10 protein-coding genes are annotated in these 12,802 nt (G+C 66.3%); 3 read left to right on the forward strand and 7 right to left on the reverse strand.

The genetic code is table 11. The annotated features are described in order from the left end of the window. The 7 genes from nuoG to ACQZF9_RS13455 form a co-directional block, all read right to left on the reverse strand. On the reverse strand, nucleotides 1–2,718 hold the full coding sequence (nuoG, locus tag ACQZF9_RS13425) for an NADH-quinone oxidoreductase subunit NuoG (protein WP_428309472.1): 2,718 nt from the start codon (nucleotides 2,716–2,718) through the stop codon (nucleotides 1–3). Nucleotides 2,719–2,726: 8 nt separating this feature from the next. Continuing rightward, the gene (nuoF, locus tag ACQZF9_RS13430; RefSeq protein WP_428309473.1) at nucleotides 2,727–4,061 is read right to left on the reverse strand and encodes an NADH-quinone oxidoreductase subunit NuoF; all 1,335 of its coding nucleotides are present in this window, start codon (nucleotides 4,059–4,061) and stop codon (nucleotides 2,727–2,729) included. Beyond that, nucleotides 4,058–4,609, reverse strand: coding sequence for an NADH-quinone oxidoreductase subunit NuoE (gene nuoE / locus ACQZF9_RS13435; RefSeq protein ID WP_428309474.1), 552 nt, complete (start codon nucleotides 4,607–4,609; stop codon nucleotides 4,058–4,060). The genes nuoF and nuoE overlap by 4 nt, the downstream gene beginning before the upstream one ends. Before the next feature lie 2 nt (nucleotides 4,610–4,611). Further along, nucleotides 4,612–6,375: an NADH-quinone oxidoreductase subunit C/D gene (gene nuoC, locus ACQZF9_RS13440; RefSeq protein ID WP_428309475.1), complete on the reverse strand. Its 1,764-nt coding sequence runs from the start codon at nucleotides 6,373–6,375 to the stop codon at nucleotides 4,612–4,614. 1 nt (nucleotide 6,376) lies between these two features. Further along, nucleotides 6,377–7,063, reverse strand: a complete 687-nt coding sequence (locus ACQZF9_RS13445) for a NuoB/complex I 20 kDa subunit family protein (protein ID WP_428309476.1) — start codon at nucleotides 7,061–7,063, stop codon at nucleotides 6,377–6,379. A 32-nt stretch (nucleotides 7,064–7,095) separates the two neighbouring features. After that, complete coding sequence (gene ndhC, locus ACQZF9_RS13450; RefSeq protein ID WP_428309477.1) at nucleotides 7,096–7,515, reverse strand: NADH-quinone oxidoreductase subunit A; 420 nt, start codon at nucleotides 7,513–7,515, stop codon at nucleotides 7,096–7,098. A 399-nt stretch (nucleotides 7,516–7,914) separates the two neighbouring features. Beyond that, nucleotides 7,915–8,835 (reverse strand): histone deacetylase family protein, encoded by a 921-nt coding sequence (locus tag ACQZF9_RS13455; RefSeq protein WP_428309478.1) that lies wholly within the window; start codon nucleotides 8,833–8,835, stop codon nucleotides 7,915–7,917. 104 nt (nucleotides 8,836–8,939) lie between these two features. Here ACQZF9_RS13455 and ACQZF9_RS13460 point away from each other — a divergent pair, with 104 nt between their 5' ends. The 3 genes from ACQZF9_RS13460 to ACQZF9_RS13470 all read left to right on the forward strand — a co-directional run bounded on the left by ACQZF9_RS13460 (nucleotide 8,940) and on the right by ACQZF9_RS13470 (nucleotide 12,737). Further along, nucleotides 8,940–9,857 carry a cation diffusion facilitator family transporter gene (locus ACQZF9_RS13460; protein WP_428309479.1) on the forward strand — a complete coding sequence of 306 codons (918 nt, stop codon included), beginning with the start codon at nucleotides 8,940–8,942 and terminating at the stop codon, nucleotides 9,855–9,857. 124 nt (nucleotides 9,858–9,981) lie between these two features. Next, nucleotides 9,982–11,139, forward strand: coding sequence for an alkaline phosphatase family protein (locus tag ACQZF9_RS13465; RefSeq protein ID WP_428309480.1), 1,158 nt, complete (start codon nucleotides 9,982–9,984; stop codon nucleotides 11,137–11,139). A 92-nt stretch (nucleotides 11,140–11,231) separates the two neighbouring features. Continuing rightward, entirely contained in the window at nucleotides 11,232–12,737 is a 1,506-nt protein-coding gene (locus ACQZF9_RS13470) for a hypothetical protein (protein ID WP_428309481.1), read from the forward strand. Nucleotides 12,738–12,802 lie beyond the last annotated feature (65 nt).

The raw sequence follows: 12,802 nt of genomic DNA on the forward strand, positions 1-12,802 counted from the left end.
TCAGGCCCCCTTCGCCACGCTGGCGACGGCGCCCGCCGCCAGCACCGGCACGCCGGCCAGGCCGACCGGCAGGCCGACCAGACCGACCGGGAAGTCCAGCCGCACCTTGGCCGGCAGCGTCACGCTGACGCCATCGACGGTGATCGTGGCGCTGCCGCTGTGCTCGATGCCGAGACGCTGCGCATCCGCGAACGCGAGCGTGACCACCGCCGGCTGCATGCGCTGCTGGATCGGCTCGGCGAGGTTCGACAGCTCCTCGGAGCCGAAATGCTGGTGGATCGGTTGCACTTTCAGACCGCTGGCCGCGGTGCTGACATTGCTGGCGAGGCTCGCGGCGAAATACGGCGCGGCTTCGAGTTCGCTGGCGCTGCGCAGCAGGAACACGCCGGAGTCGCCGCCCTTCATCGCGCCGCCGACTTCGGCCTGGAACTTGTTCCAGGCCTGCGGGCTGTTCCAGCCCGGCGCCCAGGCATAAGGCACCACGCCCGACGGACGATCCTGGCTGCCGATGCCGTTGTAGCCTTCCATCGAAAAGCTCATCGCGGTGTCGGCGTCCTGGGTCGAACGCGGCTCGTGCACGAAGATCTTGGCGCGAGCGGCGGTGCGGCCGGACTGGCGCGACGGCGCGCGATTGATCTTCATGCCCTGGATGCGGAAGCTTGCGTTCGGCGCGGCGGCGACGATGCCCTTGAGTTGCGGCAGCGAGGCTTCGGTCTCGGCCAGCACCGCGTCGAGATTCTCGCTCGCAGCGGCGCCACCACGCAGGCGATCCAGCCAGCGCCAGCTTTCGCTGGTGTCGATGTGGCGGTCGTAATAGGCCGGATCGAAGTTCTGGAAAAAACGCTGCGCCCGGCCTTCCAGGTTGACCAGCGTGCCATCGCCTTCGGCGAAGCTCGCTGCCGGCAGGATCACGTCGGCGCGCTCGGCGGTCGCGGTCATCTGGTGATCGATGACGACGAGCTTGGCGGCGCCGAGCTTGTCCAACGCCGCGGACGGCAGACGCCAGGCCAGATCGTTCTCGACGACGATGACGACGGCGTCTTTACCTGCAACGCTGTCCAGCGCCTTCTCGACGTCCATCGCGCCGAACATCGCGACGCCGATGCTGTTGGATTCCGGCACCGCGAGGCTGATCAGCGTCGCCGGATTCTGGCGATGCAAGGCGGTGGCGACATTCGCCGCGGCCTGGATCACGGCCAGCGAACCACTGCCGGTGCCGGACACGACCAGCGGCTTTTTCGCGGCGCGCAGGCTGCCGGCGATTTCCCTGGCCAGCGCCGCGATATCTTCCGACACGCCCGCCGCGACCGGCGCCGACGGATCGATTTCATGCGCGATCGCAAAGCCCAGCGTCGCGATCGCGTCCGGCGACAGGCGCAGGCCGCGGCGTGCGGTGTCGTCGAGGCGCGTCGCCGCCGGCGTGGCGACATACATCGGATTGAGTTCGTGCTGCGCAATATCCGCAGCCGAATACGCCTGCCAGTCCGGCACGCGCTTGTCGCGTGACATCTGCAGCGCACGGCCGCGAGCGGCCTGGCGCAGCGCCAGCGCGACGCGCGGCGCGGTCGCCAGCACGTCTTCGCCGAGCACCAGCACGGCGTCGGCATCTTCCATCGCGGTGATCGTCGCCGCCGGCACGGCGCCGGTGCGCAGCACCTTCAGCACTTCACCGGTCAGCTGCGTGTCGAGCGCGGTCATGCCGCTGCTGTAACGCTCGGCGCCGACCAGCAGGCGCAGCATCGCGTTGGCCTCGAGGCTCGCGCGCGGCGAGCCGATGCCGAGCACCGTCTTGCCGCTGCGCAGCAGCGCGGAGACTTCGGCCAGCGCGTCCGCGGCTTCGACCGTGACCAGCGCGCCGCCGCGACGCAGCTGCGCCTTGCGCGGTCTATCCTTGCGATTGACGTAGCCATAGCCGAAACGGCCGCGGTCACACAGGAAATAGCCGTTCAATTCGCCGTGATAGCGGTTCTCGATGCGGCGCACTTCGCCGTAGCGTTCGCCGGGCGAGATGTTGCAGCCGACCGCGCAGCTGGCGCAGATGCTCGGCGAAAACTGCATGTCCCATTTGCGCACGTAGCGCTCGGAATGGGTCTTGTCGGTGAATACACCGGTCGGGCAGACCTCGGAGAGGTTGCCGGAAAATTCGTTCTGCAGCGTGCCCGGCCGCTCGCGACCGAAGTACACGTTGCTGGCGGTGCCGAACACGCCCAGATCGTCGCCGCCGGCATAGTCCTTGTAGAAGCGCACGCAGCGATAGCAGCTGATGCAGCGGTTCATCTCGTGCGCGATGAACGGACCCAGATCCTGGTTGAGATGGGTGCGCTTGGTGAAGTGATACTGGCGGTTGTGATGACCGGTCATCACCGTCATGTCCTGCAGATGGCAGTGGCCACCTTCTTCGCAGACCGGGCAGTCGTGCGGATGATTGGTCATCAGGAAAGACACGATGGCCGCGCGGAATTCTTTCGCTTCCGCATCATCGATCGCGATGTAGCTGTTGTTTGCCGCCGGCGTCATGCAGCTCATGACGATGCGGCCGCGCTTGTCGTTCTCGTCCGCGTACTGCTTGACCGCGCACTGGCGGCAGGCGCCGACGCTACCCAGCGCCGGATGCCAGCAGAAGTAAGGGATATCGAGACCCAGCGACAGGCAGGCCTGCAGCAGGTTGTCGCTGCCGTCGACTTCGAACTGCTTGCCGTCTACGTGAATGGTTGCCATTGCTTGCTCTATGCAGCCTCGGCTGGCTTGGCGAATTCGGCGGCTTTGACCAGCGGAATCGCCAGGCCGGCTTCGAATTCATGACGGAAATATTTGAGAGCCGATTGCAGCGGCTCCATCGCGCCCGGCGCATGCGCGCAGAAGGTCTTGCCCGGACCGAGCCAGCGGGTCAGCTTGGACAGCACTTCGATGTCCTCGACCTGGCCCTGCCCTTGCTCGAATGCGCGCAGGATCTTGACGCTCCACGGCAAGCCGTCGCGACACGGCGTGCACCAGCCGCAGGATTCACGCGCGAAGAATTCTTCGAGATTGCGCACCGCCGACACCATGCTCTGGTCTTCGGCGACCACCGCGATCAGGCCCGTGCCCATGCGTGAGCCGGCCTTGGCGATGGTGTCGAAGTCCATCGCCAGATCCAGATGTTCCGGCAGCAGGAAGTCGGTGGACGCGCCGCCCGGCAGCCAGGCCTTGAGCTTCTTGCCGTCGCGCATGCCGCCGGCATGCACTTCGAGCAGCTCGCGCGCGGTGGTGCCGATCGGCAGTTCCCAGGTTCCGGTCTTGTTGGCGCGGCCGGAGCAGCCGTACATCTTGGTGCCGGCGTCCTTGCTCTTGCCCTGGCTCAGGCCCTTGAACCAGTCGGCGCCGTTCTGAACGATGTGCGGCACGTTCATCAGGGTTTCGACGTTGTTGACCACGGTCGGCCGGCCCCACAGGCCGGCGATCTGCGGGAACGGCGGCTTGGCGCGCGGATTGGCGCGACGACCTTCCAGCGAATTGATCAGCGCGGTTTCTTCGCCGCAGATGTAGCGCCCGGCGCCGGTGTGCACGAACAGCTCAAAGCTCCACTCGCCACCGAGCACATTCTTGCCGACGTAGCCGGCCGCGCGCGCTTCTTTCAATGCCTTGTTCAAGCGGTCGGCCGCGACGATATATTCGCCGCGCAGAAAGATGTAGCCGCGGGTCGCCTGGATCGCATAACCGACCAGGATCATCGCCTCGATCAGCTGGTGCGGTGCCTGCTCCATCAGCAGGCGATCCTTGAACGTGCCGGGCTCCATCTCGTCGGCATTGCAGACCAGATATTTCTCGCCGGCGTCCGGGCCCATCGGCACCAGCGACCACTTCACGCCGGCCGGGAAACCGGCGCCGCCACGACCACGCAGATTGGCGTCCTTGACGATGGACTGCACCTGCGCCGGCGTGAGCTCCTTCACCGACTTCTTCAGCCCGGCATAGCCGTTTTCGGCCTCGAACCCGGCCAGGTCCAGCGGGCCGGCGACGGTGTCGATCAGGCGAGTCAGCGGACGCTGGTACTGCGGATCGGATGCGCTGCGCAAGCTCATTTGTAAGCCTCCAGCATGGCTTTGACCTGCGCCGGTTCGACCGGGCCATGCAGGTCGTCGTCGATCATCAGCGTCGCGCCGCGGTCGCAGGCGCCGAGGCAGCAGATCGGCAACAGCGTGAAACGGTTGTCCGGCGTGGTGCCGCCGAGGCGCACGCCGAGGGTTTCGATCAGCGAGTCGCGCAGCTCCTCGTAACCGGTCAGGTGGCAGCTGATGCTGTCGCAGACCTTGATCACGTGGCGGCCGACCGGCTGACGGAAGATCAGGTTGTAGAAGGTGGCGACGCCTTCCAGATCCGCAGCGGAGATATTGATCGCCGCGGCGATCACCGGGATCGCCTCGTCGCAGACCCAGCCGCGATGCTTCTGCACGATCTTCAGCGCCTCGATGCTGGCGGCGCGCGAGTCCGGATAATGCGTGAGCTCGTGTTCGATCTCGTGGCGTTCCTCGTCGCTGAGCACGAAGGGCTGCGGGATGGCGGCCGGTTTTACAAGATCAGCCAACTTGATCACTGGCTGGATGCCTTGCGGCATGGTCGTTTCGGTCATCGTTAGCGATCCACGTCGGCCATCACGAAATCGATCGACGCGATGTACGCGATCAGGTCCGGTACCAGCTGCCCGCGGATCACCGCCGGGATGTGCTGCAGATGCGGGAAACTGGGCGTGCGGATGCGCGTGCGATAGCTCATCGTGTTGGCATCGCTGGTCAGGTAATAGCTGTTGATGCCCTTGGTGGCCTCGATCATCATCGAGGTCTCGCCGGCCGGCATCACCGGGCCCCAGCTCACGCCGAGAAAATGCGTGATCAGGGTTTCGATGTCGTGCAGCGTGCGTTCCTTGTTCGGCGGCGTGGTCAGCGCGTGGTCCGCCTTGTACGGGCCGGCCGGCATGTTCTTCATGCACTGCTCGATGATGCGGCAGGACTGGCGGATTTCTTCCTCGCGCATCAGCGCGCGCTGGTAGACGTCGCTCTGCGTGCCGACCGGCACTTCGAAGTCGAAATTCTCGTAGCCGGAATACGGCCGCGCCTTGCGCAGGTCGTAGTCGCAGCCGGTGGCGCGCAGGCCCGGGCCGGTGACGCCCCACTCCAGCGCCGACGCGGTGTCGTAGGCGGCGACGTCCTTGCAACGGGCGACCACCATCGAATTCTTCAGCACCGCCTTCTTGTAGCTGTCGAGACGCTTGGGCATCCAGTCGAGGAATTCCTTGACCTTGACCTCCCAGCCCTGCGGCAGATCATGCGCGACGCCGCCGATGCGGAACCAGGCCGGATGCATGCGGAAACCGGTGACGCCCTCGATCACGTCGTAGGCCTTCTGCCGGTCGACGAACATGAAGAACACCGGCGACATCGCGCCCAGATCCTGCGCGAACGTGCCGTAGAACAGCAGGTGCGAGGTGATGCGGAAGAATTCCGACATCATCACGCGAATGGTCTGCACGCGCTCCGGCACCTTGATGCCGGCGAGCTTCTCCAGCGCCAGCACGTAGGGCAGGTTGTTCATCACCCCGCCGAGATAATCGATGCGGTCGGTGTACGGAATGTAGCTGTGCCAGCTCTGGCGCTCGCCCATCTTCTCGGCGCCACGGTGGTGGTAGCCGATGTCCGGAACGCAGTTCTTCACTTCCTCGCCGTCCAGCTGCAGCACGATGCGGAACGCACCGTGAGCCGAAGGATGGTTGGGGCCGAGGTTCAGGAACATGAAGTCGTGATCGTCGGTGCCGCGCGTCATGCCCCAGTCTTCGGGGATGAAGCGCAGCGCCTCCTGCTCCTGATCCTGGCGCAGCGCGTCGAGCTGGTAGGGATCGAACTCCGTTGCGCGCGCGTTGTATTCCTTGCGCAGCGGATGGCCTTCCCAGGTCGGCGGCAACAAGATCCTGCGCAGGTGCGGGTGGCCGTCGAAGACGATGCCGAACATGTCCCAGACTTCGCGCTCGTACCAGTTCGCGTTGGCGTAGATCGGCACGACGGTCTTCAGCGACGGATACTCGCCGAGCAGCGCGACCTTCAGCCGGATGTCGTCGTTGCGCCCGGTCGACAGCAGCTGGTAGACGACCGTGAAATCCGATGGCGGCTGGCCGTGGCGATGCTTGCGCAGGCGCTCGTCGATCGCGGTCAGGTCATAGAGCATGCGATACGGTTTGGCGATCTCGTTCTTGAGATAGCGCAACACCTCGTGCAGCCGCTCCGCCGGCAGCCACAGCGTCGGCATGCCGTCGGCGGTGTTCTGCAAGGTGAACAGGTTTTCGCCGAAGCGTGCGAACAGATCGCGCACGATCTCCGGCAGGACGGGCGGCGTTCCGTCAGCCATGTCAGACCGACCCATCCAGCGAATCCGGCGAGCGCAGCTTGGTTTCCGCCATGCGCGCGGCGTTCTTGACGTCGCGCTGCGCCGGCATGATCGGCTTGTAGATGCCCTGGTCGCCGACGGTCCACGACAGCGGCCGCTGCTCCTTGCCGATCGAGTTCTGCAGCATGATCAGGCCTTCGAGGAAAGCCTCGGGACGCGGCGGGCAACCGGCGACGTAAAGGTCGACCGGCAGGAACTTGTCGACCCCCTGCACCACCGAATAAATGTCGTACATGCCGCCCGAGTTGGCGCAGCTGCCCATCGAGATCACCCAGCGCGGTTCCAGCAGCTGCTCGTACAGGCGCTGCACCACCGGCGCCATCTTGATGAAACAGGTGCCGGCAATGACCATCAGGTCGGCCTGGCGCGGCGAGGCGCGGATGACCTCGGCGCCGAAGCGCGCCATGTCGTGCGTCGGCGTGAACGCCGTCGCCATCTCCACATAGCAGCAGCTCAGGCCGAAGTTGTACGGCCAGATCGAGTTCTTGCGGCCCCAGTTGACCATGTCCGACAGCTTGGCCGTGAACACGTTGCGCTTGACCTGCTCCTCGGTGAACACGTCCTCGGGCGCGGGGCGCGTGTAGTCCTTGGTGAGCGGCGATACGCCGGTCGGCCGGTTGGGGTCGATGCGGGTGAGCGAATATTCCATGTTGTGCTGGCCTCAGGCTGGCGGTGGCGGGCTTAGTGCGCCACCGGCGCGGGTTCGGTCGCTCTTTTCTTGCGCCGGCTGATCGCGGCCGGCGCCCAGTCGAGCGCGCCGATGCGCGCCAGGTAGACCAGGCTCGCGAGCAGGATGAAGATGAAAATCAGGGCCTCGACGAATCCGGCCCAGCCGGCCTCGCGTACCGAAATGGCCCAGGCATAGAGAAACAGGGCTTCGACGTCGAAGATGACGAAGAACACGGCCACCAGGTAGAACTTGGCCGAGAAGCGCAGGTGCTCGGGCGATGCCGAGACCACACCGGATTCGAAAGGATCGTTCTTGGCACGGCCACCGGCACGGCCGCCGAGCAGCGCCGAGCCGCCGAGCATCAGGGCGCAAATGCCGAACGTGGCGACGATGAAAAACGCGGTTGACCAGAACTCCGGCGAAGTCGTCATCGGCTCAAGCCTCTCCAGATCAGCTACTGACCAACCAGCCCCGTTGCTGGTGCTCCCAATAGATGATGTTCGATGTTGTCAAAGACGACCGAGGTCGCCGGATGCGTCTTGCACGCGGGCCGGATGCTGCTGCCGGCCCTGGCGCGGATCGTGAGTCCGCCTCGACGCTGGTCCTCGATACTGCACTACCACGGACAGGCGCCGCGAATCCCGCAGAGTATATCGTGGCAAACGGCGGCCGGGCGTGTCGACTTTTGGATAAACCCGGACTGAAATCCTGATGGCACGAAAAGTTGACAGACTGCCGCCATCGGTGCGCAACTTTCCGGATTCGCAACGCCGCAAAGCCACGTTGCCGCCAGTACGACGCAGATCGCTGCCGGCCCGGGCGCCGCAGTTTTAAATCAGGGGCCGCACGAAGGCCTCGACGCCGCCGGCCAGGCCCTGCAGGTCATAGCCGCCTTCGAGCATCGCCAGCACACGGCCGTCGCAGTGCCGCCCGGCCAGTTCCCTGATGAGCTGCGCGGTCCATTGATAGTCCTCGTCGACCAGCCGCAGCCCCGCCAGCGGATCGCGTACATGGGCGTCGAAACCGGCCGACACCAGCAGCAACTGCGGCGCGAACGCTTCCAGGACCGGCAGCCAGTCCTCGCGCACCGCCGCGCGATAGGCGGCGCCGTCGCTGCCGCCCGGCAGCGGCACGTCGATCAGCGACGGCGCATCGGCGCGGCTGCGCCAATATGGATACAGCGGGTCCTGATAGGTGTTGAACACGCGCACCCGCGGATCGCGCGCAAAAATATCGGCGCTGCCATTGCCGTGGTGCACGTCGAAGTCGAGGATCGCGACCCGCTCCAGGCCGCGTTCCAGCGCCTCGGCCGCGGCGACGGCGACGTTGTTGAACAGGCAGAAGCCCATCGCCTGGCCGCGCTCGGCATGATGTCCCGGCGGCCGCACCGCGCAAAACACGAAGCGCGCCGCGCCGCTGAGCAGTCGCTCAACGCCGAGCACGCCGGCACCGGCCGCATGCAGCGCCGCTGCCAGGCTGTGCTGGTTCATCGCGGTGTCCGGGTCCAGGCGCAGCAACCGATCAGGCCGCAGCTGCGCCGCCAGGATGCGATCCACATGCGCCGCATCGTGCACGCGCCGCAAGGCTTCGCGGCTCGCGGCCGGCGCTTGCAGCTGAGTAAAGCTCGCGGCCAAGCCGCTGCGTTCCAGCATCTGCTGCAAGGCCAGCAGCCGCGCCGGGCTCTCGGGATGGCCGGCGCCCATTTCGTGCAGCTGGCAACTCGGGTGCGTGATCCAGCTGGCCTGGGTCATCGTCGGCGGCTCCTCGGTCGGCGGTCGCGGGCAAGCCCGCTCCTAACAACTTAATGCAGGAGCAGGCTTGCCGCGACCCGCGAACCTCGCGATACCATGCGCCGATGCCGACGTCCGCCCCGCCCGACTCCGCCGCAACCGAGGTCTACGCCAGCGGCGTGCGCCGCATCCTGTGGCTGACCCTGGGCCTGAACCTGGCGGTATGCGCACTCAAGGCCGGGGTCGGCGCCTGGACCGGCTCGCTGGCGATCATGGCCGACGCCGTGCACAGCCTGACCGACAGCCTCAACAACGTGATGGGCCTGGTGGTGATGCGCTGGTCGACGCCGCCGCCGGACCGCGAGCATCCCTACGGGCACCTCAAGTTCGAGGCGGTCGGCGCGCTCGGCATCGCGGCGATGCTCGGCATCGCCTGCTTCGAGGTGGTCAAGCCGGCGGTGATGCGCCTGATCGAGCCCGCCAGCGGCGCGGTCGAGATGAACCCGACCGCGCTGGCGCTGCTGGTGCTGGTGCTGGCGATCAACATCTTCGTCGCGATCTACGAGCGCCGCGCCGGCCGGCGCCTGCACAGCAAGCTGCTCGAAGCCGACGCGACCCAGACCTTCGGCGACATCTGGATCACACTCGGCGTCATTGCCGGCAGCGTCGGCATCTGGCTGACCGGCTGGTGGTGGCTGGACGTGGTGCTGGCGATCCCGGTGGCGCTGGCGGTGCTGTGGAGCGGCTGGGCCGTGGTGCGCGGCAACCTGCCCTGGCTGGTCGACGCCAACGCCATCGCGCCGGAAGAAATCCAGCAACTGGCGATGAGCGTGCCCGGCGTGGTCGACTGCCACGCGGTGCATTCGCGCGGCCTGATCGGGCGCCAGGTGTTCGTCGAAATGCATCTGATCACCGCCGTAGGCGACGTCGAAAGCTCGCATCGGATCACCGAGGAAATCGAGCGACTGCTGCGCCAGCAGTACGGCCCGGTACAGGCGACGATCCATGTCGAGCCCGAGCGTTACGCCGAGCACGCGAATTGATTTCCCTCCCCCGCATGCGGGGGAAGGCCGGGATGGTTGGTAAAAATAGCTGTCTCGCCGCGATTTCACCCAGGCGTCACAATCGGCGTAGACCATCCGCGACCTTCCCAGGGATCAGCCTTCCATGTTCAAGCTTCCGGCTTTCATTCGCAGCGCGCTGGGCGCGCTGCTTTGCGTGGCGCTCGCCTCCTGCGGTGGTGGCAGCAGCGACGGCACCGCCGACGGCAGCGCGAGCAAGGTCGGCCATGTGTTCCTGGTGGTGCTGGAGAACAAGGACTACGCCAAGACTTTCGCCAGCGACTCGCTGGCGCCGTACCTGGCCACCGAGCTGAAAGCCAAGGGCGCACTGCTGGAGCAGTACTACGGCATCGGCCATGTCAGCCTCGGCAACTACATCGCGATGATCAGCGGCCAGGGCCTGAACCTGCAGACCCAGACCGACTGCCAGCTGTTCACCGAATTCGTCGGCTCGCCGCCGGTCAATGCAATCGATGGCCAGGCCATCGGCACCGGCTGCGTGTACCCGACGACGGTGCCGAACATCACCGACCAGCTGAAGGCCGCCGGCCTGAGCTGGCGCGGCTACATGGAAGACATGGGCAATACGCCGGAGCGCGAAGCCGCGGCCTGCGCGCACCCGGCGATCAACAGCCAGGACCAGACCCAGTCCGCGACCGCCGAGGACAGCTACGCGACGCGCCACAACCCGTTCATGTACTTCCACTCGGTGATCGACGATCAGGCCAGCTGCGAGCAGCACGTGGTGCCGCTGACCGCGCTGGACTACGACCTCAGCGCGATCGGCAACACCGCCAACTACAGCTTCATCACGCCGAGCCTGTGCAGCGACGGCCACGATTCGCCCTGCGCCAACGGCGACGCCGGCGGCCTGGAATCGATCAACGATTTCCTGATCGCGACGATCCCGAAAATCCTGAACTCCGAGGCGTTCAAGAAGGACGGCCTGCTGATCATCACCTTCGACGAATCCGACGGCCCGCAGTCCGACGCCAGCGCCTGCTGCGGCGCCGGCCCGACGCCGAATGCGCTGCTGCCCGGCATCACCGGCCTCGGCGGCGGACGCGTCGGCGCTGTGCTGATTTCGCCGTTCATCAAGCCCGGCACCGTCAGCACCGCCGCCTACAACCACTACTCGATGCTGCGCAGCGTGCAGGACCTGTTCGGCCTGCCCTATCTGGGCTATGCCGGCAGCGCCAGCCAGGCCAGCTTCGGCGCCGACGTGTTCACGCAGCGCCTGCCCGAGTTGCCGCCGCGCCCGTAGCCCGGGTGAAACCCGGGATTGCGCCGACGCCGAAAAAAACCCGGGTTTCACCCGGGCTACTGTTCGCGTCGATTTTGGTCTTTACCTTTCACGTGCAAGCCGACGACTACGATCCGCTCGCCGCCGCGCGGCTGCGCGAAAAGATCGGCAACGTCGAGGCCGGCATTCCGCCGCAGTGCTACGCCAGGACCGGCGCGGCGAACCCCTGCTACGTCTGCCACACCACGCCGCGCGGCAACAACCGCGCCGACGACGCCGAGCTGCAGGAGCGTTACGACTTCAGTCCGCTGCGGCGGCGCAATCCGTGGACCAATGCCTTCGTCGATCGGCGAGCCGCGATCGCCAAGGTCAGCGACGCCGAAATCCTCGCCTGGGCGCGCGCCGACAACTACGCGCCGCTGCGCGCATCCACGGCCAGGCTCGCCGACTATCGGGGCTGGAAGCCGGACATCGATCTGCAGCAAGGCTTCGACGGACAGGGCTTCGCCCGCGACGGCTCGCAATGGCGCGCGTTCCGCTACAAGCCTTTTCCCAGCGCATTCTGGCCGACCAATGGCTCCACCGATGAAGTGATGATCCGGCTGCCGGCGGCGCTGCGCACCGATGCCCGCGGCCGCGAATCGCGCGAGGTGTATCGCGCGAACCTGGCGATCGTCGAAGCGCTGATCGCGACGCCGGCCGATATCGCCGATGCGGCGATCGATCGTGTCATCGAATCGATCGACGAGCGCGCCGCCGGCCTCGATCTCGACGGCGACGGCCAGCTCGGCGTCGCCACCCATCTGCGCGGCCTGCCAGCGCGCTTTGCCGGCAGCGCCAGCGGCAAACCACGGCGCGGCGTCTATCCGCAGAACACCGAGTTCCTGCACACGGTCCGCTATCTGGACCCGGCGCAGCCGGACTACGCGGCGCAGCGGCTGAAAGAGCTGCGTTATTCGATCAAGGCCATCGAGATCGACGACGTCAGCATCGCCACGCACTACCAGGACGGCGCGCGCGAAAAGCTCACCGGCGATCGCCCGCACTATTCCGGCAATGCGCTGACCGGCCAGAGCAACGACTACGGCTGGACCCTGTCCGGCTACATCGAGGACGCGCAGGGCCGCCTGCGACTGCAGACGCGCGAGGAGCAGCTGTACTGCATGGGTTGCCACAGCAACCTCGGCATCACGGTCGACCAGACCTTCTCGCTGGCGCGCAAGCTGCCGGGCGCGAACGGCTGGGGCTTGCAGACGCTGGCAGGACAGCGGGACGCGCCGCAGCATGGCAAGACGCGCGGCGAATACGCCGAATACTTCGAGCGCGCGGGCGGCGGCGACGACTATCGTGCGAACGGCGAAATGCTCAGGCGTCTCGAAACTTTCACGGCCACCACGAGCCTGCGCGAGATGCTGTTGCCATCAGCGCAACGCGCGCTGGCGCTGAACAAGGCGTATCGCGAAGTCGTGTTGGAGCAGAGCTACAAGCTCGGCCGCGATGCGGTGCTGGTGCCGCTGGATCAGCTGGTGCATCGTCAACTGGACAAGGGCGATCCGGCGCCGAAAGCCGCGGACAAGCGCTACGACGATGCGCAGCTCTGGCTGGACTGGCCGCGATAGCGGCACCTGTAGGAGCGGGCTCGCCCGCGACTGTGCCCTGGAAGCTCGGAGTCGCGGACAGGGTC

It is taken from the genome of Hydrocarboniphaga sp., from assembly GCF_965279055.1.
GTDB lineage: Bacteria > Pseudomonadota > Gammaproteobacteria > Nevskiales > Nevskiaceae > Hydrocarboniphaga.

Excerpts from the sequence above, each read along its gene's own strand:
- nuoG (WP_428309472.1), bottom strand. The coding sequence starts at position 2,718 with ATGGCAACCATTCACGTAGACGGCAAGCAGTTCGAAGTCGACGGCAGC.
- nuoE (WP_428309474.1), bottom strand. The coding sequence starts at position 4,609 with ATGACCGAAACGACCATGCCGCAAGGCATCCAGCCAGTGATCAAGTTG.
- ACQZF9_RS13460 (WP_428309479.1), top strand. The coding sequence starts at position 8,940 with ATGCCGACGTCCGCCCCGCCCGACTCCGCCGCAACCGAGGTCTACGCC.
- nuoF (WP_428309473.1), bottom strand. The coding sequence starts at position 4,061 with ATGAGCTTGCGCAGCGCATCCGATCCGCAGTACCAGCGTCCGCTGACT.
- ACQZF9_RS13465 (WP_428309480.1), top strand. The coding sequence starts at position 9,982 with ATGTTCAAGCTTCCGGCTTTCATTCGCAGCGCGCTGGGCGCGCTGCTT.
- ACQZF9_RS13445 (WP_428309476.1), bottom strand. The coding sequence starts at position 7,063 with ATGGAATATTCGCTCACCCGCATCGACCCCAACCGGCCGACCGGCGTA.
- ndhC (WP_428309477.1), bottom strand. The coding sequence starts at position 7,515 with ATGACGACTTCGCCGGAGTTCTGGTCAACCGCGTTTTTCATCGTCGCC.
- ACQZF9_RS13455 (WP_428309478.1), bottom strand. The coding sequence starts at position 8,835 with ATGACCCAGGCCAGCTGGATCACGCACCCGAGTTGCCAGCTGCACGAA.
- nuoC (WP_428309475.1), bottom strand. The coding sequence starts at position 6,375 with ATGGCTGACGGAACGCCGCCCGTCCTGCCGGAGATCGTGCGCGATCTG.